Consider the following 19,736-nt stretch of genomic DNA (forward strand, 5'->3'; position numbering starts at 1 on the left):
ACGACCCCGGATGATCATCTCCCGGACCGGTCCAGGACACCTTCCCCTGCAAGGATCGTCGCGTGACCGACGTGCGTTTCGCCGATCGCTTCGCCGGGCTCTGCGCTGCGGTCGTCCGGATCCTGCCCTTCGGGCTTTCCCGGGTCGTCGCGCCGAGCTTCCTCGGCTTCGCGGTGATCAACGGTTGTACCTTCGGCGTCGACCTGCTATTGCTCACCCTGTTCCGCAGCGGCCTCGGGTTGCCGCTGTGGCTGGCCATCAGCCTGTCGTACGCGCTGGCGTTCGGGCTGAGCTTCGTGCTCAACCGCGCGCTGAACTTCCGTTCCCATGCCCCTGTCGGGCGTCAGGCCGTGCTCTACGCGGTGGCAGTCGTCATCAACTACGCGGCGTTCTTGCTCGGTGTGGGCACCGGGTTGTCCTCGCTGGGAGTGCAGTACCACCTGTCGCGCATCATTGCCGGGGCGTGCGAGGGCGTGTTCATGTACTCGGTGATGCGCTGGGTCGTGTTCGTGAAGCGCGAAGACCCCGTCAGCGCGTGAGTTCGAGTTCGAGTGTGCCGGTGAGGCGTACTTCGCGAAGCGTGCCACGGCCGGTGTCGAGAGTGCGTACGGTGCCGTCGGGCGCCCAGCCTGCCCGTCGGTAGAACCCGAGCGTCGCGTGGTCGGACTGTGCAACCCAGGTGATGCCGCGTGTCAGTCCGTCCGCGCGAAGGTTCTTCGCGGCGGTGGCCAGCAGCCGTCCCGCGTGGCCACGGCGTCCCCAGCGTGGTTCGACGACGAGCGAAGCGATCAGGGCGGTCGCGCGGGCGTCGTCGGGCAGGCTGCCGTCCGCTGTGGCGGCTTCGTCTTCCGGCGCCGGGCCTGCGACGCAGTAGCCGACCGTGAAGGAGCCCTCGGTGGCCAAGTACACCGCTGAGCCCGGATAGTCGATCGTCTCCGCCCAGGTGCTTTCCAGGTCGGTGGCGTCGAGGCCGTCGAGGGCTTCGGCGCCGAGCAGGTCGGTGTATGCGGCCCGCCACGCGATGCGCTGGATACGGGCGATCTCCGCGGCGTCGGACGGGCTGGCGGGACGGACTTCGGCGGCACTCACGCCGGGCAATGTACCGAAACTGTCGGGGGTGGCTGGCACGATGGCGGCACCATGCAGACCAGCAGCCCGTCACTCAGCCTTTCCGCCGCGCGCCGCACCGCGCTGGCCGCACAGGGGTTCGCCGATCCGCGGCCGGCCTCCGCCCCGACCCGGCGACACCTGAGCAGGGTGTTGTCGCGAGTCCAGCTGCTGCAGCTGGACTCGGTCAACGTCGCGGTCCGTGCGCACTACATGCCGGTGTTCTCGCGGCTCGGTGCCTACGAGCCGGCCCTCGTCGACGACGCGGCCTGGGAGCATCGCGCCCGCCGTCCGCGGCTGCTCGTGGAGTCGTGGGCGCACGAGGCGAGCCTGCTGCCGGTCGAAGACTGGCCACTGCTGCGCTCGGGCGCGAAGCGGGACGGCTGGTGGCGGCACTACGCGAAGGTCGTGGAGACCGCGCCGGGGCTGGTCGAGGACATCCTGGCGGTGGTGAAGGAGCAGGGCCCGATCGGCGCCGGGGCAATCGAGAAGGCGCTGGAGAGCGAGTCGGCCGGGCGGGGGCCGGGTGCCTGGTGGGAGCGCTCGGTGGTCAAGAAGGCCTGTGAGTACCTGTTCGGCCTCGGAGAGTTGTCGACCGGCACGCGGCGGTCGTTCGAACGGCTGTACGACCTCACCGAACGGGTGGTGCCGCCGGAGATCCTGGCCCGGCGGATGAGCGTCGAGGAGGGTGCGCGAGGCTTGCTCGAACGCTCCGCGCGGGCGCTGGGCGTCGGCACCGAAACGGACCTGCGCGACTACTACCGCCTCGGCCCGGACGTGGCCCGCCGGGCGGTGGCCGAACTCGTCGAAGCGGGCACCCTGGAACCCGTCCGAGTCCAAGGCTGGCGCGCTCTCGCCTACCGGCACGTGGCCGCGCGCACTCCCCGCGCCGTGGCCGGGCGGGCGCTGCTGTGCCCGTTCGACCCGCTGATCTGGGAACGCAGCCGGACCGAGCGGCTGTTCGGTTTCCGGTACCGCATCGAGATCTACGTCCCCGAGTCGAAGCGGGAGTACGGGTACTACGTGTTCCCGTTCCTGCTCGACGGCTCGCTCGCCGCCCGGGTGGACCTCAAATCCGACCGCGCCGCAGGGGTTCTGCGCGTCCCCGGTGCGTTCGCCGAGCCAGGCGCCGACGTCCGCCGGGTGACCGCCGAGCTGGCCGGTGAGTTGCGGTCGATGGCGGAGTGGCTTGGTCTGGACGCCGTGGAGGTGGGGACGCGGGGTGATCTGGCGGAACCGTTGCGGCGTGCGGTTTCCTGATCTCGCGGGGCAGGTTTTTGGTGTGGGGCAACGGATCTGGTAGGTGCCGTGCGCGGCTGGAGGGGGCGGGCGAGGTCACGCGGGTCGCCTCCTTGAGAAGGTGGCTGGTCGATCGCGGGGCGCGGTGGGTGGTCGCGGAGACGGGGTAGGCGTGGGGGACGGCCGGAGCTGGGAGCTGTTTGCGAGTTGGCTGGTGTGGGAGAGGCGCGGGGCCGCCCCCGGGGAGATGGGGTTCGGGTGGCGGTAGTCGCGGTGGGTACGGGCCTGTCGCCTGGAGGTTGGGGCGGGGCCGCGTCGCCGCGCCACGCCACGCCGGGCATGCGGGTGGTGGCCGGTTCAGCCGGCTCAACTCCCCGTCACCAGGACCGCTTCGCCACTATGGCTGTGAAGGGCACCTTCACAGCCATGGAGTCCAGGGTCCCGGCAAAGTTGGTCGAGGACCCGTGATCAGCAGAGAGAGCCGTGGCTGCCCGACCGGTTTCGGGTCCGTGAGGGTGCCCCTGACGGACTCAGAGTCCGTGAAGGGGCCCTTCACAGCCTTTGGGCGGGTGAGGTGATGCGGGCTGGCACGGCCCGGTCGTCAGCGGCAACGTCGGTCGAACATGCCGGTCCGGGAAACGGAGAGACGCGTCCGATGTGGACGGTCGCCCGAGTCCGGCGGCGGGCGGGGACCGGTGCCGGGAAACGCGAAGCGGCGGGCCGCGACCGGATGCTCCGGTGCGGTCCGCCGCCTCCCCCTTGGACCGCCCGCGCGGTGCCGGACGTGGCGCGGGCGGAGTGTGGGCCGGGTCAGCCCGCGGCGCGGGTGACCACGGCGTTGCCGGTGCCGGTGCGGGCGCGCACGTGCAGGGTGACCTCGCCTTCCGGCGGGGTGTCGGCCACCTCCAGCTCACTGGACACACGACCCGCGGCGGAGGCCAGTTCGACCTCGGCGCGCACGCCCTCGCGGATGCCCACCCGGACCTCGCCGGACCCGGTGATCAGTTCCAGCGAGCCGGACGCCCCGTCGGCCACGGACAGGTCGCCGCTGCCCGTGCGGGCCATCACCTCGCCGGAGACGGTGCCCAGCCAGACGTCGCCGGTGCCGGTCGCGACCGTGGCGGAACCGGTGACGGACGCCGCCTCCACCGAGCCGCTGCCGGTACGCAGCTGGAGCCCGGCCAGGGTCGGGCCCAGCTTCACCGCGCCGGTGCCGGTGCGCACGATCGCCGTGCCGTCCGCGTGGGCCAGCGCCACTTCGCCGGAGCCGGTGAGGATGTCCGCCCGGCCCGCGATCCCGGTGACGGTGACGTCCGCCGAACCCGCGCGCACTTCGACGTGCGAGCCGGCCGGTGCGTGCACGGTCACCGCGATCGGCACGTTCCGCAGCTGCCACGCCTTGGCCGCGCGCACCACGAGCCGGTTGCCGGTCTTCTCGATCCGCGCCTGCCGCACCGCGTCCGCCGCGGAGGCCTGCCCCACCATGCCGAGCTGGTCCCCGAACTGCTCGCCGACCCAGGACAACAGGCTGCTCACCCCGTTCACCCAGGACGGCTGGTCCCCGGTGTCGTGCTGCAACCGCACGGTGGCCCCGGTGTCCCGGTCGAGCACGACCTCCACCCGGCCGATCGTGACGCCCAGGTCCAGCTCCAGTGGCCCGTCCGCGTCGAAGTCCTGGAGCCGCACCAGCGGCCCCGGCTGCTCCGCCGAGCCCGCGACGGACTCGTCCGAGCCACCGGTGGTCGACGCGGATCCCGACGCCGTGCCGGGTCCTGCGGTGCCGGATTCAGCGTCCGAGTCGGTGGTAGCCGCCGATTCCGCTGCTGTGTCAGCATTTCCGGCGGATTCCGCAGGCGAGTCGGCACTTCCTGCGGATTCAGCGGTCGTTCCGGTGTTTGCCGCGGTGCCGGTCTTTTCGCCGGACGCTGCCGCGTCGCCGCCGGCGGATCCCGAGACCCCGCCGGATCCCGCCGTATCGCCGGTGGCCGATGCGGATCCCGCAGCCGAACCGGCTGTACCTGCTGACCCCGCACCCGATCCCGCAGCCTGCGCGGCCTCCGTCCCGTCCGCCGTGGTGTTCTTCCCCTGGTCTTCCCGATTCTCGCCCATGGTGATGCCCCCTTCTAGCCTTGGACCCAGCCGTGCAGCTTGGTCTCGGTGCGGCTGCCCTGGCGCCCGCGTTCGTGGCGCTGCTGGTACTGCTGCGCCTGGCCGAGTGCCCCCTGCACGGCCTGCGCGACGAAGCTGTTCAGCGAAATCCCCTGCGCGGCCGCGGCCTGCTCGGCCTGGGACTTCATCTGCTCGACGAGCCGCAGCGTGATCCGCGAGATGTCCCCGCCGTCGATCAGTGGCGAAGGCGGGGGTGGCGGCGACGGCGGGGTAGGCCCGGATGACGGCGGCTCCGCCTCGCCGGTCACCACCACCCGCACGTCGCGGCCGTCCAGCCGGACGTCCACCACCTGGCCGGGCAGCGCGGCGGTCACCTCGGCGGCGAGGTCGGCCAGCGCGTTCATCAGCACGAGCCGCGCCGAGGGTTCAAGTGCCGACGACAGCAGGGCGGCCGTGCGCCGGGTCTGCTCGTCCCCGGCGGAGGCCGTGTTCGCGAGGTCTTCGCGAAGATTCGCAAGGTACGGCGTCAAGTCCATGACACCACTATGGCGTCACTACTGACGTCATGTCAAGGCGCGGTGGTGTCACCCCTTGCCCGGTGCCCGGCGGCGGGTCCGGAGGCGGTTAGGCTGCCTGCGGAGTCGCCGAAGCAGGAAAGAGGGAGTGGTGTCGTGGCCGAGACCGTGTCGCCCAGGGTGCAGCTGATCGCGAAGACGGAGTTCTTCCCCCCGGAGGACGTCCCGTGGTCGACCGACGCGGACGGGGGCCAGGCGCTCGCCGAGTTCGCCGGCCGAGCCTGTTACCAGTCCTGGAAGAAGCCGAACCCGAAGACCGCGACCAATGCCGGCTACATCGAGCACATCATCGACGTCGGCCACCTTTCCGTGCTGGAGCACGGATCGGTGACGTTCTACCTGACCGGTATCTCCCGATCGCTGACCCACGAGCTGATCCGGCACCGGCACTTCTCCTATTCGCAGCTGTCCCAGCGGTACGTGCCCGAGCGCAACGCGGCGTTCGTCGAGCCGGACGTGATCGCGAACGACCCGGAGCTGCACGAGAAGTTCCTCGCGGCCGCGCAGGCGAGCGTGGACGCCTACACCGAGCTGCTGGCCGGCCTGGAGGACAAGTTCGCCGACGCGCCGAGCGCCACGCTGCGCCGCAAGCAGGCCCGTCAGGCCGCGCGCGCCGTGCTGCCCAACGCCACCGAGACCCGCATCGTGGTGACCGGCAACTACCGCGCCTGGCGCCACTTCATCGCCATGCGCGCGACCGAGCACGCCGACGTCGAGATCCGCGCGCTGGCCGTGGAATGCCTGCGGGAGCTGCAGAAGGCGGCGGCCAACGTGTTCGCTGACTTCACCATCTCGACCCTGCCCGACGGCACCGAAGTGGCCTCCAGCCCGAAGGTGCTCGAAGGCTGATGAAGCGCCTGGCGATCGACGTCCGGCCCGGGGAGTACGCGGTGGTGCACCTGCCGCCGGACGCCCCGGTGCCGGGCGGGCTGCTGGAGCCCGGCCCGTTCCTGGCGTCGGTGACGCGGACCCCGGCCGAGCTGTCGATCATCTGCCACGCCGGGGCGGCGCCCGAGGGCGCCGAGATCGAACGCGGCTGGCGGCTGCTCAGCGTGCGCGGGCCGATCAAGTTCACGCTCACCGGCGTGATCTCCGCGCTGTCGGCCGAGCTGGCCGCCGCCGGGGTCGCGTTGTTCTCCCTGTCCACGCACGGCACCGCGCACGTCCTGGTGCCCGCCGCCGATCTGGACCGGGCGGTGCGGGTCTTCCGGGACAGCGGGCACGAGGTGGCCCTGCCCGCCTGAATCCCCGCGTCCGCCTGAATCCCCGGGGACACGTGGCGCAGCACACTCTTGCCCGGCAAAGTTCGGCACGCCTAAACTTTGAATTAGGACAGCCGACGGCGGGGAAGGTGGCGAGATGGCAGTGGCAGAAGCGACCCGGCCGCGCCGGCTTGATCGGCTGCGTGCGGGTAGCGCGCTGCTCGGCCCGGCGTTCGTGGCTGCCATCGCGTACGTGGACCCGGGCAATGTCGCGGCCAACGTCAGCGCCGGCGCGGAGTACGGCTACCTGCTGGTCTGGGTGATCGTCGCGGCGAACCTGATGGCCGTGCTCGTGCAATACCTCTCCGCGAAGCTCGGCCTGGTCACCGGTCAGTCGCTGCCGGAGGCGCTGCGCGAACGGCTGCCCGCACCGGCTCGGCTGGCCTACTGGGCGCAGGCCGAGGTGGTGGCGGTGGCCACCGACCTGGCCGAGGTGGTCGGCGGGGCGATCGCGCTGAACCTGCTCTTCGGACTCCCGCTGCTGGCCGGCGGGCTGATCACCGGGCTGGTCTCGCTGGTGCTGCTGCTCGTGCAGGACCGCCGCGGCCAGCGCCCGTTCGAACGCGTGGTGACCGGGCTGCTCGCGGTGATCGCGGTCGGATTCCTGGCCAGCCTGTTCGTGTCGCCGCCCTCGGCCGGCGGGATCGTGCACGGCCTTGTCCCGCGGTTCGCCGACAGCGGCAGCGTGCTGATCGCCGCGGCGATGCTCGGCGCCACGGTGATGCCGCACGCCGTGTACCTGCACTCCGGCCTGGTGCGTGATCGGCACGGCGTGGTGCCCCCGGAAGGGCAGCGGCGGCTCCTGCGCGCCACCCGGTACGACGTCGGCTTCGCGATGCTGCTCGCCGGGGCGGTGAACCTCGGCATGCTGCTGGTGGCAGCGGCGAATCTGCAGGGCCGCGAAGGGGTCGACACGATTGCAGGTGCGCACAGTGCGGTGTCCTCGGCACTCGGGCCGGGGGTGGCGCTGCTGTTCGCGATCGGGTTGCTCGCCTCCGGGCTGGCGTCCACTTCGGTCGGTGCGTACGCGGGCTCGATGATCATGGAAGGCTTGCTGCACAAGCGAATTCCGATCGCGCTGCGGCGGCTCGTCACGCTGATTCCCGCGGTGGTGGTGCTGGCTCTCGGTGCCGATCCGAGCATGGCGCTGGTGGTTTCGCAGGTAGTGCTGTCGTTCGGCATTCCGTTCGCGCTGGTGCCGCTGATCCGGCTCACCGCCGACCGCGGGCTGATGGGGGAGCAGGTCAACCGGCGCCTGACCACGGTGGTCGCCGGTGCGGTGGCCGCGGTGATCATCCTGCTCAACGTGGTGCTGATCTGGCTCACCTTCACCGGGTGAGCCCGTGCGGATCCGGTGGAACCCGGACCGCGGCCGGGCGGTCGGACTAGCATCTGCGCGAACCCGACCGAGGAGCCCCGCCCGTGACTGACGAACAGACCCGGCCCCACGAGCCGGCCGCGGGCGCCCGCGTGGTCGCCGGCCGGTACCTGCTGCTGTCCGAACTCGGCCGGGGCGGGATGGGCGTGGTCTGGCGGGCCCAGGACCAGGTGATCGGACGGCCGGTCGCGATCAAGGAACTGCGGCGGTCCCCGGAGCAGGGCGGCGACGGGGCGGCGATCTCCGAACGCGTGCTGCGTGAGGTCCGGGCCGGCGGGCGGCTCAGCGATCCGGCGGTGGTCACGGTGTTCGACGTGGTCAACGACGGCGGCGCCACCTGGATCGTGATGGAGCTGGTCGAGGCGCCCACGCTCGCTGACCTGGTGCGGCAGTACGGTCCGATGCCGGCTCAGCAGGTCGCGGTGATCGGGGAGCAGGTGCTGTCCGCGCTGCAGGCTGCGCACGCCGCGGGGATCGTGCACCGCGACGTGAAACCGGCCAACATCATGGTCACCCACGACGGGCGCGTGAAGCTCACCGACTTCGGCATCGCGCACGCGATCGACGACCCGCGGCTCACCACCACCGGCACGCTCGTCGGCTCCCCGGCCTTCATGGCGCCGGAGCGCGTCGAGGGCCGCGAAGCGATGCCAGAGTCGGACTTGTGGTCGCTTGGCGCCACGCTGTACTTCGCGGTGGAAGGCATCATCGCCTTCGAGCGCCCCACCACCGCAGCGACGCTGCACGCGGTCATGACCGAGACGCCCCATCCGACTCGCGCACAGGGGCCGCTCGCCGCAGTCGTGTCGGGGCTGCTCGTGGCACAGCCCGAAGCGCGGCTTACCGCTGCGCAAGTCCGTGCGCTGCTCGCCACCGCGGCCGGGCACGACCGGCGTACGCCGCCGCCAGGCACCGTCGCGATGCCACAGCCGCCAGCTCGGCAGGCGCGGCGTGGGCTGTGGGTTGCCGTGGGCGTAGTGCTCCTCGTCGCAGGGCTGGTCGGTGGATTCTTTCTGGGGCTCCCGGTCTGGTCGCCGTCCGGGGACGCGCAGCGGCTCGACACCGTCACCTTCGGGCCGGACGGGGACGTGAAGCTGGCCATCTCCAGCAGTGATCACTGCTTCAACGCGACGATTCAGCCGGGCGTGGTACTCAGTACCGATAACAGCGTGAGCTGCGACAAGAACCACACACTGGAGGTGTACGACGCCGCGAACGCGCTGCCGGTGGAGAGCTACAGCAGCGACGACGTGCCGTCGGCCCCGTACCCCGGGCGCGATCAGCTCGGGCAGCTCGCCGAGACGCGCTGCGGACTCACTTTCCACTCCGCCGTGGTGCCCGAGCAGCAGCGTGCGGACCTGCAGTACCGGGCGATCGTGCCGTCGCAGAAGGAGTGGGAGCTGATCCCCGAGAAGAGCAGCTCCAGCGGGCCGGTGCGGACGTTCTATTGCGTGCTCACCCGGACCGGCAACGGGCAGATCCCGGCGCAGATCACCACCAAGGTCAAGTAGCCCCGCGCGAGATGTTCCGCCGCTCGCGCGCGGTGGGCGGAAATTCTCCGCACCGGCCAGGTCCAGGCCGGGTTCGCCGGGCCGAAGGGGTACCGTCTTGGCCATGTCCACCCCACCTTCCGCCGCGCCCGGACGCCCGTTCGGCCGCGTGCTCACCGCGATGGCCACGCCCTTCGACCGCGACGGCGCGCTGGACGTCAAGCGGGCGCAGGAACTCGCCGAGCACCTCGTGGACCTGGGCAACGACGGCCTGGTCGTGAACGGCACCACAGGGGAGTCCCCGACCACCACCGACGCGGAGAAGAACACCCTGCTGCGCGCGGTCGTGGAGGCGGTCGGCGATCGGGCCACGGTGGTCGCCGGCGCCGGTACCAACGACACCGCGCACAGCATCGTGCAGGCGCGTGCCGCCGCCGCTGCCGGAGCGCACGGGCTGCTCGTGGTCACCCCGTACTACTCGCGGCCCAGCCAGGCCGGCGTATACGCGCACTTCACCACCGTCGCGGACGCCACCGAGCTGCCGGTGATGCTGTACGACATCCCGCCGCGCTCGGTGGTGCCGATCGAGGTCGACACCCTGCTGCGGCTGGCCGAGCACCCGCGGATCGCCGCGGTCAAGGACGCCAAGGGCGACCTGATCGCCGGGTCCGAGGTGATCGCGAACAGCCAGCTCGCCTACTACTCCGGCGACGACGGCCTGAACCTGCCGTGGATCGCGGTCGGCGGCGCCGGCGTGGTCAGCGTGATCGGGCACGTGGTGGCCGGCCGGATCGGCGCCATGATCGACGCCTACGAGAGCGGCGACACCTCCACCGCGCGCACCAACCACCGCGGGATGCTGCCGGTGCTGCGGGCCTTCTCGCGCGTCGGCGGGGTCGCCTTCGCCAAGGCCGCGCTGCAGCTGCGCGGGTTCGGCATCGGCGACCCGCGGCTGCCGATCGTGGCCGCCACCGAGGAGCAGCTGCAGCTGATCGCGGCCGATCTCGCCCAGGGCGGCGTGCCGCTGGAGGACAGCGCGGCCTCGGACTGGCATGGTGCACGGGTGGCACAAGCGGATTCCCAGGCGGCCTACGTCGCCCCCACCTCACACACCAGCGTTGGGACCCTGCCCCGGTGAGCGAACTTCCCCCCGGACCCGGCCCGAACCATCTCCCGCCCGCTCTGCCCGAAGGCGCCCTGCGCGTCGTCGCGCTCGGCGGGATCGGGGAGGTCGGGCGCAACATGACCGTCTTCGAATACGACGGGCGGATGCTGATCGTCGACTGCGGGGTGCTCTTCCCGGAGGACGACCAGCCCGGCGTGGACCTGATCCTGCCGGACTTCCGCGCGATCGAGGACCGCATCGACGAGGTCGAGGGCCTGGTGCTCACGCACGGGCACGAGGACCACATCGGCGCCGTCCCGTTCCTCCTGCGGCTGCGCCCGGACCTGCCGATCTACGGTTCACGGTTCACCAACGCGCTGCTCGCGGCGAAGACCCGCGAACACCGCCAACGGCCGAAGCTGATCGAGGTGCGCGAGGGCGAACGGCGCCGGGTCGGCGCGTTCGACCTGGAGTTCTTCGCGGTCAACCACTCCATTCCGGACGCGCTGGCGGTGGCCATCCGCACCCCGGCCGGGGTGGTGCTGCACACCGGTGACATCAAGCTCGACCAGCTCCCGCTGGACGGCAGGCTGACCGACCTGGCCGGCTTCTCCCGGCTCGGCGACGAGGGCGTGGACCTGTTCTGCGTGGACTCCACCAACGCCGAGGTGCCCGGGTTCGTGACGCCGGAGCGGGACATCGGTCCGGTGCTCGACGACGTGATCCGCCGGGTCGGCCAGCGGGTGATCGTGGCCTGCTTCGCCAGCCACGTGCACCGCGTGCAGCAGGTACTGGCCGCGGCGCAGCGGCACGGCCGCCGGGTCGCGTTCGTCGGCCGGTCGATGGTGCGCAACATGGGCATCGCGGCCGAGCTGGGCCTGCTGGAGGTGCCCGAGGGCCTGCTCGTGGACATGGACCAGGCGAGCACCCTGCCGGAGAGCAAGGTGCTGTTCGTCTCCACCGGTTCCCAGGGCGAGCCGCTGTCCGCGCTGTCGCGGATGGCGCGTGGCGAGCACCGGCAGATCTCCATCCGGGCGGGCGACACCGTGGTGCTGGCCAGCTCGATGATCCCGGGCAACGAGACCGCGGTCTTCGGCGTGGTGAACGGGCTGACCCGGCTCGGCGCGAACGTGGTGCACCAGGGCAACGCGAAGGTGCACGTGTCCGGGCATGCGTCCGCGGGCGAGCTGCTCTACCTGTACAACGCGGTCCGGCCGAGCAACGTGATGCCGGTGCACGGCGAGTGGAAGCACTTGCGCGCCAACGGAGAATTGGCGGTGCGGACCGGCGTGTCCCCGGAGAACGTGGTGATCGCCGAGGACGGCGTGGTCGTCGACCTGGTCGACGGCAAGGCCTCGCGGACCGGCCGGGTCGAGGTCGGGCACGTGTACGTGGACGGCCTGTCGGTGGGCGACGTCGGCGAGTCGACGCTGTCGGACCGGCTGGTGCTCGGCGAGGGCGGGTTCATCGCGATCACCGTCGTGGTCGATTCCAGCACCGGCCGCGCGGTGAGCAGCCCGACCATCTCCGGCCGCGGGTTCTCCGACGATCCGAAGGCACTCGACAGCGTGGTGCCGCTGGTGGAGATGGAGCTGGCGCGCACCGAATCGGAGGGCATCACCGACACGCACCGGATCGCGCAGGCGGTGCGCCGGGTGGTCGGGCGCTGGGTGGCCGACACCTACCGGCGCCGCCCGATGATCGTGCCCACGGTCATCCCGGTCTGAGTGCTTCGCGCCGCCCGGCCGCCAGCGCGAGAGCGAACGCGATGCGGGCGGCCTGGCGGGCGAGCGCGCGCCGGGCACGGCGTTGTTCACTGCGGTTCGGCCTGGGCACGGCTGCCTCCTTCTCCCGTCGGTCCTTCAAGTGTGCCGCCCCGGCCCGGCGCGCACATCCCGCCGACGGTGGGTTTCGGTATCCCCCACGAGGATGAATCAACCGTGCCCGGCGTGGCTTCGCCGGCCAGGTGGGTGGTCTGTGAAGGGACCCTTCACAGCCTCAGAGTCCGTGAAGGGTCCCTTCACGGACCTCTACACCGACTTTGCCGGAACCCTGGAGCTGCTACGCGGAATTCGCCGAGGTCAGCCGTGTGGTGATCGTCGCGAGCCGGTGACCTTGCCTGCGCAGCGCGCCGAGGGCCAGTTCGTCCGGCGCGGCCGAGCCACGGGAGACGAACGATCCGCCGTACGGGTTGCCGGATTCCTTCAGGTGCGGGTCGCCGTAGCCGAGCGGTACCACGATCGCGCCCCAGTGGTAGAAGATGTTGTTGGTGGCCAGCACGGTCGACTCCAGCCCGCCGTGCGCGGTGGACGCGGTGGTGAACGAGGTCGCCACCTTGTCCGCGAGTTTCCCTTGCGCCCACAGGCCCCCCGTACTGTCCAAAAAGGACTTCAACTGGGCGGCCGGCCCGCCGAACCGGGTCGGGCTCCCGGCCGCGATACCGTCGGCCCATTCGAGGTCCGGGAGCGTGGCGTACTCGTGGTGCGGGCCTGCGTCCACCCAGGCCTGCCAACGCGGATTGCTCGCCACCGCCCCCGGCGGCGCGGTCTCCGGCACCGTCCGCACCCGCACCTCGGCCCCGGTTTCGGTGGCTCCCTCGGCCAGTGCGGCGGCGAGTGCGGCGGTGTTGCCGGTGGCGCTGTAGTAGACGACCAGGATGCGAGTGCTCACAAGGCGCGACTCTAGCCAGCCGCGCCCCGGGGTCTCAGGATCCGGACATCGGCTTCCAAGGGCTGACTGTGTCCGTGGGCCGCGTCGGATCGTGGAACCGGGGACGGACCGGTTCGTCGCGGCGCAACGGCACCAGCCCGTCGGTGATCGCCTGCATGATCTTCGCGTGCGCGCGCACCCCCGCGCCGGGCCGCTGCGCGTCGATCTCCGACAGGTCGACGGGCGTGCCGAAGTGCACCTTGAACCGCGGACGCCGCAGCGGGGCACTGAGCCCGGACCGGGCGATCGATATCAGGTCCGCCGGTCCGTTGACCGTTTCGGTGCCCCAGTACACCGCCTCGTGCGCGCCCCACTGGCTGATCGGGAGCACCGGCACGCCCGCGGCCAGCGCGAGCCGCGCGGCGCCGGTCTTGCCGCGCTCGGGCCACAGGCCCGGATCGTGGCTGATCCGGCCCTCCGGGTAGACGATGATCGGCTCCCGGGTGGTGCGCAGCGCCTCGGCCGCCTCGGCGAACTGGCCGATCGCGGTGGTTGACTGCCCGCGGTCCACCCGCAGATGGCCGCTGACCCGCAGCGCGGGCCCGAGCACCGGCATGTCCAGGATCCCGCCGGCCAGCATGAACCGCGGGTTGATGCCGATCCGCTTGCACGCGGCCATCAGCACGAACGCGTCGAACACGCCGATGTGGTTGGCCACCAGCAGCAACGGCCGCCCGCGCAGCCGGGCGGGCACCACACCGGACACGGTCAGCTTCCCGACGAGATTCACCAGCCCGCGGTCGAGGGTCAGCATCGTCCGCCAGATCGCGGGGGCACGGCGGCCGTCCGGGGAATCTTCCTGCTGCAACGCGAACATGAGCTGAGCATTTCACGGCGCTGCCGGCCCAGGATCCCCTGGTGGCGAGCCCCTGCCGACCGACCCTGCCGGATCCGCCCTGACCTGCGCAGATCGTCCCCAACGCCGGATCGGCACCCCCCGATACACCGCCGATTGTTTCCGATGTGGTGCGAGTGGCGCATGGGACTCTCGCGATCCGCCCGTTACCGTGGGGGGTATGGCTGGGTCGGCGACGAGGAAGCGGAGCACGAGCAGCGGCGCGAAGGCGTCGTCGCGGGGGGCGCGTACCCCGGCGAAGGCGGGTGGCGGTCGTTCGTCCGGAGCGGCGAAGACGGCCGGGAAGCCGGCTGCGCGGGCGTCCGGCGGGCGCGGGTCGGGTTCCTCCCGGGCGCGGACGTCGGCGGCTCGCGGTTCGGCGGCGAAGCGGTCGCCCGGGACGTTCGGGCGGGGTGTGCGCGGGACCTGGAACCTGTTGGCCAAGGGGCTCGGCACCCTGGCCCGCACGGTCGGGCGCACCCGAGAGCTGGAGTCGGCACACCGGCGGGACGGGCTGGGCCTCGGGCTGATCGCGCTCGCCATCGTGGCCGCGGTCGGGGTGTGGTGGCGGGGCGCCGGGCCGATCGGGTCCGGGGTGGAGACGGCCGCGCGGAGCGTGTTCGGGGCCGGTTCGGTGGCCGTGCCGCTGGTGCTGATCGTGGTCGCGATCGGGTTGATGCGGTCCGAGCCGCGGCCGGAGACGCGGCCGCGGATGGGCGTGGGCACCGTGCTGGTGGTGCTGTCGGTGCTCGGGATGCTGCACATCTTCACCGGTCTCCCGGACACCAACGACGGCCGGATGTACGCCGGTGGCCAGCTCGGTGCGTTCTCCGGCGGGCTGCTCACCGACGGCGTCACCAAATGGGTCGCGGTGCCGCTGCTGATCCTCGCGCTGGCGTTCGGGGTGCTCGTGTTCACCGCCACGCCGGTGCGTGAGATCCCGCACCGGCTGCGGACCTGGGGCCTGGACGAGCAGGAACTGGCCGAGTACAACGCGGCGCACGGCCGGACGCCCGCCGAAGACGGCGAAGCACAGGACGAGGTCACCGAAGCCGAGCCGGCGAAGTCCGTCCGGCTGCGCAAGCCTTCCCGGCGGCGGCAGGCCGCCAGTGACGACGGCGCCGAGCAGCTCGACCTGGAGGCCGCGCTCGCCGAGCCGGCCATGCCGATCCGGCCGCCGAAGGCCGCGGCCAAGCCCGCCGAGGTGCCGGAGAAGAAGCCGAAGAAGGAACCCGAGCCCGCCCTCTCCGTCACCCGCACCGTCGAGGGCGATTATCAGCTCCCGCCGCCGGATCTGCTGCAGCTGGGCGCCGCGCCGAAGTCCCGCAGCAAGGCCAACGACGCCATGATCGAGGCGATCACCGGCGTGCTGGAACAGTTCAATGTGGACGCTCAGGTCACCGGTTTCACCCGCGGGCCCACGGTCACCCGGTACGAGGTCGAACTCGGCCCCGGCGTGAAGGTCGAGAAGATCACCGCGCTGACCAAGAACATCGCCTACGCGGTGGCCACCGACAACGTGCGGCTGCTCGCGCCGATCCCGGGCAAGTCCGCGGTCGGCATCGAGGTGCCCAACTCCGACCGCGAGATGGTCCGCCTCGGCGACGTGCTGCGTGCGCCGACCACGGTCAAGGACAACCACCCGATGCTGATCGGGCTGGGCAAGGACATCGAGGGCCGGTTCGTCACCGCGAACCTGACGAAGATGCCGCACCTGCTGGTGGCCGGGTCCACCGGCTCCGGTAAGTCCTCCTTCGTCAACTCGATGCTGGTCTCGCTGCTCGCGCGGGCCACCCCGGACGAGTGCCGGATGATCCTGATCGACCCGAAGATGGTCGAGCTGACCCCGTACGAGGGCATTCCGCACCTGATCACGCCCATCATCACGCAGCCGAAGAAGGCGGCCGCCGCGCTGGCCTGGCTGGTCGAGGAGATGGAGCAGCGCTACCAGGACATGCAGGCCAACCGGGTCCGCCACATCGACGACTTCAACAAGAAGGTTCGCTCCGGCGACATCACCGCCCCGCCGGGCAGCGAACGCGTGTACCAGCCCTACCCGTACATCATGGCGATCGTCGACGAGCTGGCCGACCTGATGATGACCGCGCCGCGCGACGTGGAGGACGCGATCGTGCGGATCACCCAGAAGGCCCGGGCCGCGGGTATCCACCTGGTGCTGGCCACCCAGCGCCCGTCGGTGGACGTGGTGACCGGCCTGATCAAGACGAACGTGCCCTCGCGGTTGGCCTTCGCCACCTCCTCGCTGACCGACTCACGAGTCATCCTGGACCAGCCGGGCGCGGAGAAGCTGATCGGCATGGGCGACGCGCTCTACCTGCCGATGGGTGCCGGGAAGCCGGTCCGCATCCAGGGCGCGTTCGTCGGCGACGACGAGATCTCCGCGGTCGTCACCTTCGCCAAGGACCAGGCGCAGCCGGACTACACCGACGGCGTGACCGCGGCGAAGGCGGGCGAGAAGAAGGAGATCGACCCGGACATCGGCGACGACCTCGACGTGCTGCTGCAGGCGGCCGAGCTGATCGTCACCTCGCAGTTCGGCTCCACCTCGATGCTGCAGCGCAAGCTGCGGGTCGGGTTCGCCAAGGCGGGCCGGCTGATGGACTTGCTGGAGAGCCGGGGCGTGGTCGGCCCGTCCGAGGGTTCGAAGGCGCGCGACGTGCTGATCAAGCCGGAGGAGCTGGACTCGGTGCTGTTCATGATCCGTGGCGGCGAGGCCCCGGCCGAGGGTGGTGACGAGGACTGATCACCCGGCCACGGACGCCCCGAGATCGAGCACGGTGCGCTCCGGGTTGTAGTGCGCCGGCAGGTAGAAGGCGCGCCCGGCCATGGTCAGGCTGTTGAGGGATGCCAGGCCCCGGTCCAGCGCCACGAGTTCCAGCTCGGCGCGACTGGTACCCCAGCGTCGCAGATCCTGGATCTTCTCGTGTGACTTGCCTTCGCTTCGTCGACGCCGCTTCCCGGGCGGCGGCGAGACCGCGGTAGGAACGTCGTCCGTAGGGTCGGCCCCTCTCAGAGCTCCAGCAGCATGCGAGCGTTGCCCAGGGTGTTGGGCTTGACGTAGGGCAGGTCCAGGAACTCCGCGACCCCGGGGTCCACCGACCGCCGCATTTCCTCGTACACCTCTTGCGACACCGGGGCGCCGTCGATCTCTACGAAGCCGTGACCGGCGAAGAACGAGGTCTCGAAGGTGAGCACGAACAACCGGCGGAGACCGAGTTCGCGGGCCTCCTCGACAAGCCGGGCGACCAGCGCGTGCCCGATGCCCCGGCCCCGGGCGGCCTTGTCCACCACGACCGTGCGCAGCTCGCCGAGGTCCTCCCACAGCACGTGCAGCGCGGCGGCGCCGAGCACGGCGTCGCCGTGACCGGTCACGACCCAGAACTCCGGCACCGCTTCATACAGTGTGACCAGGTCTTTTTCCAGCAGGACCCGGCCGGCGTCGGCGTCCACGAGGGCCTTGATCTGGCGGACGTCGGCGATCCGGGCACGGCGAATCGCCAGCGGAGCGGGGTCGAGGGGCACGGGTGTCAAGATATCTCGCGCCTCCGTGCGGGTGAGCACGGTGGCACCGCCGGGGACCCCCGAGTGTCCGCCGTCGCGGCCGGTCACGTATAGGTAGTGAGCCGTTCGTTCCCGCGCCCGCCGACGCCGGCCTGCCCCCGGCTTTTGGAGGAAGCTCATGTCCGGGACCACCGTGGCCGCACCGCAGCGGCCCGGCCGCCCGGCGCCGCCGGACGCTCAGGCCCGGTTCCGGCCCGAGTTGCAGGGGCTGCGCGCACTGGCCTCGTTGCTGGTCGTGGTCTACCACGTCTGGCTGGACCGGATCTCCGGCGGCGTCGACGTGTTCTTCCTGGTCTCCGGCTTCCTGATCACCGGCCAGCTCTACCGCGCGCTGCTGCGCGGGCGGATCCGGCTGCGCGAGACCTGGGGCCGGATGATCAAGCGGCTCTTCCCGGCCGCGATGACGGTACTGCTCGCCGTCGTGGTGATCTCCACCCTACTCCTGCCCGAGGACCGCTGGTTCCAGACCATCCGCGAGGTGTTCGCCTCCGCGCTGTTCTACGAGAACTGGCAGCTGGCCTCGGACTCGGTCGACTACTTCGCCCAGCACAACAGCGCGAGCGTGGTCCAGCACTTCTGGTCGCTGTCCATCCAGGGCGAGTTCTACCTGCTGTGGCCGATCCTGTTCGTCGGGCTCGGCCTGCTCGTGCGCCGGCTCGGCTGGTCCCTGCGGCGCATCGTGAGCGTGCTGCTGGTGGTGCTGTTCACGGCTTCGCTGGCGTTCTCGGTGTACCTGACCGCCGTGGACCAGCCGCTGGCCTACTTCCACGGCCTGACCCGGGTGTGGGAGTTCGCGCTCGGCGGGCTGATGGCGATGTTCCTCGACTCGGTCACGCTGCCGCGGGCGCTGCGCGTGCTGCTCGGCTGGCTCGGCGTGGCCGGGCTGGTGCTGTGCGGCATCGTGCTGCGGATCGACTCGGTGTTCCCCGGCTGGATCGCGCTGTGGCCGACCCTGTCCGCGGGCCTGGTGCTGGTGGCCGGACAGACCGGGACGCCACTGGGCACGGACCGCTGGCTCAGCTCGAAACCGTTGGGCTACCTGGGCAAGCTCAGCTTCTCGCTGTACCTGTGGCACTGGCCGGTGCTGGTGTTCTACCTGGTCGCCCGGGACCGGCCGGCGGTCGGCGTGCTCGGCGGCGCGGTGGTGATCGGGGCGTCGTTCCTGCTGTCGATCCTGACCTATCACCTGATCGAAAACCCCATCCGGCTGTCGAAGATCGGCACCGTCAAGCGGTGGGGTGCCTACCGGTTCGGGGTGCTGGCGCTGATCCCGGTGCTGCTCGCCTGCCTGGCCTGGAGCTGGGTGGGCACCGCGCAGGCCAACTTCGAGATCGAGGTCGGCGATCCGGACCACCCGGGCGCGGTCGCGCACAGCCCGGGCTTCATCTACGAAGGCTCGCCCAGCCCGTCGCTGGTGCCGCCCACACTCGCCCTGCCCGACGATTGGGCGGGCATCACCGACGACAAGTGCAAGATGTCGCCCCGGAACAAGGAACTGAAGGTCTGTACGCAGAATCCGCTGGGCCCGCCGGTGAAACGTGTGGTGCTGGTCGGCGATTCGCACATCCAGCAGTTCCTCGGCGCCTACCTGCAGCTGGTCGGCTCGGCGGGCTGGCAGGTCACCTCGATGCTCAAGGGCGCCTGTCCGTTTTCCACCGATTCCGAGCTGATGGCCGGCGACCGCGGCTGCCAGGACTGGAACAAGGCGGCCGCGGACGAGATCGTGGCCATGCACCCGGACGTGGTGGTCACCCTGGCCAGCGTCACCCCGCGCGCCGGGGTCACCGAGACCACGCCGCGGGGCTTGGTGCATCGGTGGGCGCAGCTGGGCAAGGCGGGCATCCCGGTGGTCGCGCTGCGCGACAGCCCGCGGTTCGGCTTCAACATGGCCTCCTGCGTGGCCCAGCGTGGCGCGGAAGACCCCGGGTGCAGTCCGGCGCGGGACACGGTGCTGCCGCGCACCCCGTCCTACGCCGACATCGACGACGTGCCGGACAACGTCTCGTTCCTGGACCTCACGGACTACTTCTGCGAGCCACGCACCTGCTCGGCGGTCGTCGGCAATGTGCTGGTCTACATGGACGACAACCACGTCACCGCGACCTTCATGGCCACCCTGGCGCCGATCGTCGAACGGGAGATGACCTCAGCCCTCCAGTGGTGATCCCGCCGCCGTTCCCGCCCACGGCTGTGAAGGGACCCTTCACAGCCTCAGAGTCCAGGGTGTCGGCAAAGTTGGTCGGGGACCCGGCAGTGGGCGATGCGGAGGTGTGTGTGCGACCACCTCGTGGCGTGCGCCGGACCGGTTTCGGGTCTGTGAAGGGACCCTTCACAGACTCCGTGGT

Annotated in this window: 18 protein-coding genes; 10 read left to right on the forward strand and 8 right to left on the reverse strand. The window is 71.2% G+C overall.

Annotated elements, in window-relative coordinates:
• The first annotated feature begins 62 nt into the window (after positions 1-62).
• Positions 63-539, forward strand: coding sequence for a GtrA family protein (locus D5S19_RS25220; protein ID WP_199730699.1), 477 nt, complete (start codon positions 63-65; stop codon positions 537-539).
• Here the strand turns inward: D5S19_RS25220 and D5S19_RS25225 are convergent.
• A complete protein-coding gene (locus D5S19_RS25225) occupies positions 529-1,089 on the reverse strand; it encodes a GNAT family N-acetyltransferase (protein ID WP_120025880.1) in 561 nt (186 codons plus the stop codon). The two genes, D5S19_RS25220 and D5S19_RS25225, sit on opposite strands and share 11 nt — an antisense overlap.
• 51 nt (positions 1,090-1,140) lie before the next feature.
• Here D5S19_RS25225 and D5S19_RS25230 point away from each other — a divergent pair, with 51 nt between their 5' ends.
• Complete coding sequence (locus D5S19_RS25230; protein ID WP_120025881.1) at positions 1,141-2,367, forward strand: winged helix-turn-helix domain-containing protein; 1,227 nt, start codon at positions 1,141-1,143, stop codon at positions 2,365-2,367.
• A 789-nt stretch (positions 2,368-3,156) separates the two neighbouring features.
• On the opposite strand, the gene D5S19_RS25235 is transcribed toward D5S19_RS25230, so the two are convergent.
• Together D5S19_RS25235 and D5S19_RS25240 are read right to left on the reverse strand one after the other, a co-directional pair.
• Positions 3,157-4,035, reverse strand: a complete 879-nt coding sequence (locus tag D5S19_RS25235) for a DUF4097 family beta strand repeat-containing protein (RefSeq protein WP_120025892.1) — start codon at positions 4,033-4,035, stop codon at positions 3,157-3,159.
• A gap of 434 nt (positions 4,036-4,469) precedes the next feature.
• On the reverse strand, positions 4,470-4,991 hold the full coding sequence (locus tag D5S19_RS25240; protein WP_120025882.1) for a toxin-antitoxin system HicB family antitoxin: 522 nt from the start codon (positions 4,989-4,991) through the stop codon (positions 4,470-4,472).
• A 135-nt stretch (positions 4,992-5,126) separates the two neighbouring features.
• On the opposite strand from D5S19_RS25240, the gene thyX reads away from it, so the two are divergent.
• The 6 genes from thyX (at position 5,127) to D5S19_RS25270 (ending at position 11,992) form a co-directional block, all read left to right on the forward strand.
• Entirely contained in the window at positions 5,127-5,879 is a 753-nt protein-coding gene (thyX, locus tag D5S19_RS25245; RefSeq protein ID WP_120025883.1) for an FAD-dependent thymidylate synthase, read from the forward strand.
• A complete protein-coding gene (locus D5S19_RS25250) occupies positions 5,879-6,274 on the forward strand; it encodes an ACT domain-containing protein (RefSeq protein WP_120025884.1) in 396 nt (131 codons plus the stop codon). Before thyX ends, D5S19_RS25250 begins: the two co-directional genes overlap by 1 nt.
• 115 nt (positions 6,275-6,389) lie before the next feature.
• Positions 6,390-7,631 (forward strand): Nramp family divalent metal transporter, encoded by a 1,242-nt coding sequence (locus tag D5S19_RS25255; RefSeq protein WP_199730700.1) that lies wholly within the window; start codon positions 6,390-6,392, stop codon positions 7,629-7,631.
• A gap of 83 nt (positions 7,632-7,714) precedes the next feature.
• Positions 7,715-9,181, forward strand: coding sequence for a serine/threonine-protein kinase (locus tag D5S19_RS25260; RefSeq protein WP_120025885.1), 1,467 nt, complete (start codon positions 7,715-7,717; stop codon positions 9,179-9,181).
• A gap of 103 nt (positions 9,182-9,284) precedes the next feature.
• Positions 9,285-10,298 (forward strand): 4-hydroxy-tetrahydrodipicolinate synthase, encoded by a 1,014-nt coding sequence (gene dapA, locus D5S19_RS25265; protein ID WP_120025886.1) that lies wholly within the window; start codon positions 9,285-9,287, stop codon positions 10,296-10,298.
• Positions 10,295-11,992 (forward strand): ribonuclease J, encoded by a 1,698-nt coding sequence (locus tag D5S19_RS25270; protein ID WP_199730701.1) that lies wholly within the window; start codon positions 10,295-10,297, stop codon positions 11,990-11,992. The genes dapA and D5S19_RS25270 overlap by 4 nt, the downstream gene beginning before the upstream one ends.
• Here D5S19_RS25270 and D5S19_RS33610 read toward each other — a convergent pair.
• The 3 genes from D5S19_RS33610 to D5S19_RS25280 all read right to left on the reverse strand — a co-directional run bounded on the left by D5S19_RS33610 (position 11,979) and on the right by D5S19_RS25280 (position 13,791).
• Entirely contained in the window at positions 11,979-12,101 is a 123-nt protein-coding gene (locus D5S19_RS33610) for a hypothetical protein (protein WP_267901150.1), read from the reverse strand. The genes D5S19_RS25270 and D5S19_RS33610 overlap by 14 nt on opposite strands.
• Before the next feature lie 225 nt (positions 12,102-12,326).
• The gene (gene wrbA, locus D5S19_RS25275) at positions 12,327-12,935 is read right to left on the reverse strand and encodes an NAD(P)H:quinone oxidoreductase (RefSeq protein WP_120025887.1); all 609 of its coding nucleotides are present in this window, start codon (positions 12,933-12,935) and stop codon (positions 12,327-12,329) included.
• 34 nt (positions 12,936-12,969) lie between these two features.
• Positions 12,970-13,791, reverse strand: a complete 822-nt coding sequence (locus D5S19_RS25280) for a lysophospholipid acyltransferase family protein (protein WP_120025888.1) — start codon at positions 13,789-13,791, stop codon at positions 12,970-12,972.
• 433 nt (positions 13,792-14,224) lie between these two features.
• Here D5S19_RS25280 and D5S19_RS25285 point away from each other — a divergent pair, with 433 nt between their 5' ends.
• Positions 14,225-16,573: a DNA translocase FtsK gene (locus D5S19_RS25285; protein ID WP_407641791.1), complete on the forward strand. Its 2,349-nt coding sequence runs from the start codon at positions 14,225-14,227 to the stop codon at positions 16,571-16,573.
• Here D5S19_RS25285 and D5S19_RS33615 read toward each other — a convergent pair whose 3' ends face one another.
• The gene (locus tag D5S19_RS33615; RefSeq protein WP_267901151.1) at positions 16,574-16,699 is read right to left on the reverse strand and encodes a hypothetical protein; all 126 of its coding nucleotides are present in this window, start codon (positions 16,697-16,699) and stop codon (positions 16,574-16,576) included.
• A 140-nt stretch (positions 16,700-16,839) separates the two neighbouring features.
• A complete protein-coding gene (locus D5S19_RS25290; protein ID WP_407641790.1) occupies positions 16,840-17,361 on the reverse strand; it encodes an amino-acid N-acetyltransferase in 522 nt (173 codons plus the stop codon).
• Positions 17,362-17,509: 148 nt separating this feature from the next.
• Between D5S19_RS25290 and D5S19_RS25295 the strand changes: the two genes are divergently transcribed.
• On the forward strand, positions 17,510-19,555 hold the full coding sequence (locus tag D5S19_RS25295; RefSeq protein ID WP_120025890.1) for an acyltransferase family protein: 2,046 nt from the start codon (positions 17,510-17,512) through the stop codon (positions 19,553-19,555).
• Positions 19,556-19,736: the final 181 nt, after the last annotated feature.

Origin of the sequence: Amycolatopsis panacis (assembly GCF_003600245.1) — a bacterium.
GTDB lineage: Bacteria > Actinomycetota > Actinomycetes > Mycobacteriales > Pseudonocardiaceae > Amycolatopsis > Amycolatopsis sulphurea.

Coding starts and splice junctions, on each gene's coding strand:
- dapA (WP_120025886.1), top strand. CDS start 9,285: ATGTCCACCCCACCTTCCGCCGCGCCCGGACGCCCGTTCGGCCGCGTG.
- D5S19_RS25250 (WP_120025884.1), top strand. CDS start 5,879: ATGAAGCGCCTGGCGATCGACGTCCGGCCCGGGGAGTACGCGGTGGTG.
- D5S19_RS25240 (WP_120025882.1), bottom strand. CDS start 4,991: ATGGACTTGACGCCGTACCTTGCGAATCTTCGCGAAGACCTCGCGAAC.
- D5S19_RS25280 (WP_120025888.1), bottom strand. CDS start 13,791: ATGTTCGCGTTGCAGCAGGAAGATTCCCCGGACGGCCGCCGTGCCCCC.
- D5S19_RS25255 (WP_199730700.1), top strand. CDS start 6,390: ATGGCAGTGGCAGAAGCGACCCGGCCGCGCCGGCTTGATCGGCTGCGT.
- D5S19_RS25295 (WP_120025890.1), top strand. CDS start 17,510: ATGTCCGGGACCACCGTGGCCGCACCGCAGCGGCCCGGCCGCCCGGCG.
- D5S19_RS25230 (WP_120025881.1), top strand. CDS start 1,141: ATGCAGACCAGCAGCCCGTCACTCAGCCTTTCCGCCGCGCGCCGCACC.